Origin of the sequence: Streptomyces sp. YGL11-2 (assembly GCF_050054615.1) — a bacterium.
Taxonomy (GTDB): Bacteria; Actinomycetota; Actinomycetes; order Streptomycetales; family Streptomycetaceae; genus Streptomyces.
In genome coordinates, this window is sequence record NZ_JBNHIN010000051.1 from 16,479 (window position 1) to 19,344 (window position 2,866).

Genomic DNA, 2,866 nt, shown 5'->3' on the forward strand with positions numbered 1-2,866 from the left:
GGCCCGGCCCGCCTCCTGCGCCGGTCAGTGCGTCTCGGGCCCCGCGAGATGGCGGGCGATGACCATCCGCTGGATCTGGTTGGTGCCCTCGACGATCTGCAGGACCTTGGCTTCGCGCATATAGCGCTCGGCGGGGAAGTCGAGGGTGTAGCCGTAGCCTCCCAGGAGCTGCACCGCGTCCGTGGTGACCCGCATCGCGGTGTCCGTGCAGAAGAGCTTGGCCATCGCCGCCTCCTTGGAGAACGGCTGCCCGGCGTCGCGGAGCCGGGCGGCGGTGAGGTACAGCGCGCGGCCCGCCTCCACCTGGGTGGCCATGTCGGCCAGCATGAAGCGCAGGCCCTGGAAGTCGGCGATGGGGCGGCCGAACTGGCGGCGTTCGGCGACGTAGCCGAGGGCCTCGTCCAGGGCCGCCTGGGCGACGCCGATCGCGCAGGCCGCGATGCCGAGGCGGCCGGAGTCCAGGGCGGAGAGCGCGATGGCGAAGCCCTGGCCCTCGTCGCCGATGCGGCGGGCGTCGGGGACGCGGACGCCGTCGAAGTGCAGCTGGGCGGTCGGCGAGCCCTTCATGCCCATCTTGCGCTCGGGCGGGGCGGCGCTGAGGCCCTCGGCGTCGCCGGGCACCAGGAAGGCGGTGATGCCACGGGCGCCGCCGCCACCGGTGCGGGCGAGCACCGTGTAGAAGTCGGCGACGCCGCCATGGGTGGTCCACGCCTTGGTGCCGTCGATCGTCCAGGAGTCGCCCTGCCGGCTGGCGCGGGTGGTCAGCGAGGCGGCGTCGGAGCCGGAGGCGGGCTCGGAGAGGCAGTACGCCCCGAGGAGGCCGCCGCCGAGCATGGCCGGGAGGTGTTCCGCCCGCTGCTCCTTGGTGCCGTATCCGGCGAGGGCGTGGCAGGCGAGGGTGTGCACGCTGACGCCGAGGCCGACGGTGAGCCGGGCCGCCGCGAGCTCTTCGAGGACCTGGAGATAGACCTCGTAGGGCTGGTCGCCGCCGCCGAATTCCTCGGCGTACGGCAGGGAGAGCAGCCCCGATTCCGAGAGCAGGCGGAAGAGGTCGCGCGGGAAGCGGCCGGCTTCCTCCTCCTCGGCGGCCGTGGGCCGGATCTCGCGCTCGGCGAGTTCACGGACCAGGGTCATCAGGTCGCGGGCTTCCTCGGTGGGCAGCCTGCGGTCCACCGGCGGGGGACCGTAGTCGGTCATGGCGGCGCTCTCCTCCCTGTCGGGCGCTGCGGCGACGCGCGCGGGGTGGGCGGCGGCGCCGATTTCCGTAGTGCCTGGCCGATGATCGCCTCCCGGATCGCGGAACGGCGATGACCTGCGGCTGTGGCGCTAGGAGTATGCCCGATCGGAGGCTCCGCGTCACGGGTTGATCATCGATCTCGGTGCGGAACCGGCCCACTTGGTCCGTGGAACCCGACGGTCGCGCAATTGGTCCGAACCATTGACGCAGTGGTCTAGTCCTTCTACCTTCTCCTTCAACGTTCCACGCGTTCATGCCAATTCGGAACGCAGGTCAGGCTCCACCCTCGCCCCCCTCCGAGGAGACGACATGCTCAGACCGCACCGAAAGCGATCACCGCGCAGGCTGATCGCCGCCGCGACCGCGCTGTGTACGGCGGCCCTGGCCGGCACCCTGTTCGCCGCCCCCGCCTCCGCCCGTCCGGCCGCCGCCCCCACCGCCGGCCACCCGGTCACGGCGGCGGCGCAGCCCGCGGCGGCCGGCGACAAGGTCGTCGGTTACTTCATCGACTGGGGTACCTACGGCCGCAACTACCAGGTCAAGAACATCGAGACCTCGGGCTCCGCGGACAAGCTCACCCACATCAACTACGCCTTCGGCAACGTCCAGGGCGGCAAGTGCGCCGTCGGCGACTCCTACGCCGACTACGACAAGGCGTTCACCGCCGACCAGAGCGTCGACGGCAAGGCCGACACCTGGGACGACCCCAACGGCCTGCGCGGCAACTTCAACCAGCTGCGCAAGCTCAAGAAGCTGCACCCCAACCTCAAGGTGCTGTGGTCGTTCGGCGGCTGGACCTGGTCGGGCGGCTTCGGCGAGGCCGCCAAGAACCCGGAGGCGTTCGCCCAGTCCTGCTACGACCTGGTCAAGGACCCGCGCTGGGCGGATGTCTTCGACGGCATCGACATCGACTGGGAGTATCCCAACGCCTGCGGGCTGTCCTGCGACACCAGCGGGAAGGACGCCTTCACCAACGTACTGAAGGCGCTGCGGGCGAAGTTCGGGCAGAACAACCTGCTCACCGCGGCGATCACCGCGGACGCCTCGGACGGCGGCAAGATGGACGCCGCCGACTACGCGGGCGCGGCCCAGTACGTCGACTGGTACGACCCGATGACCTACGACTACTTCGGCGCCTGGGACGCCAAGGGGCCCACCGCCCCGCACTCCCCGCTCACGGCGTACGACGGCATCCCGAAGGCCGGATTCAACACCACCGACACCATCGCCAAGCTCAAGAAGCTCGGCGTCCCGTCGGACAAGCTGCTGCTGGGCATCGGCTTCTACGGCCGCGGCTGGTCCGGCGTCACCCAGGACGCGCCGGGCGGTACGGCGACCGGCGCGGCCCCGGGCACGTACGAGGCGGGCATCGACGACTACAAGGTGCTCAAGGACCGCTGCCCGGCCACCGGCACGGTGGGCGGCACCGCCTACGCCAAGTGCGCTGACCAGTGGTGGAGTTACGACACCCCGGAGACCATCGGAACCAAGATGGCCTTCAAGGACGCCCTGGGGCTGGGCGGCACCTTCTTCTGGGAACTGAGCGGCGACACCGCGAACGGCGACCTGATCAAGGCGATCAGGTAGCCCTGGCGGTACGCACGGTGAGGCGGGCGGGAGGCGACGGCC

General features: G+C 70.9%; 2 protein-coding genes. One reads left to right on the forward strand and one right to left on the reverse strand.

The features are described 5' to 3' along the window. Positions 1 to 24: 24 nt before the first annotated feature. Positions 25 to 1,197 (reverse strand): acyl-CoA dehydrogenase family protein, encoded by a 1,173-nt coding sequence (locus ACO1BR_RS35675; protein WP_426799262.1) that lies wholly within the window; start codon positions 1,195 to 1,197, stop codon positions 25 to 27. Positions 1,198 to 1,546: 349 nt separating this feature from the next. On the opposite strand from ACO1BR_RS35675, the gene ACO1BR_RS35680 reads away from it, so the two are divergent. Beyond that, positions 1,547 to 2,824 (forward strand): glycoside hydrolase family 18 protein, encoded by a 1,278-nt coding sequence (locus ACO1BR_RS35680; RefSeq protein ID WP_426799263.1) that lies wholly within the window; start codon positions 1,547 to 1,549, stop codon positions 2,822 to 2,824. Positions 2,825 to 2,866 lie beyond the last annotated feature (42 nt).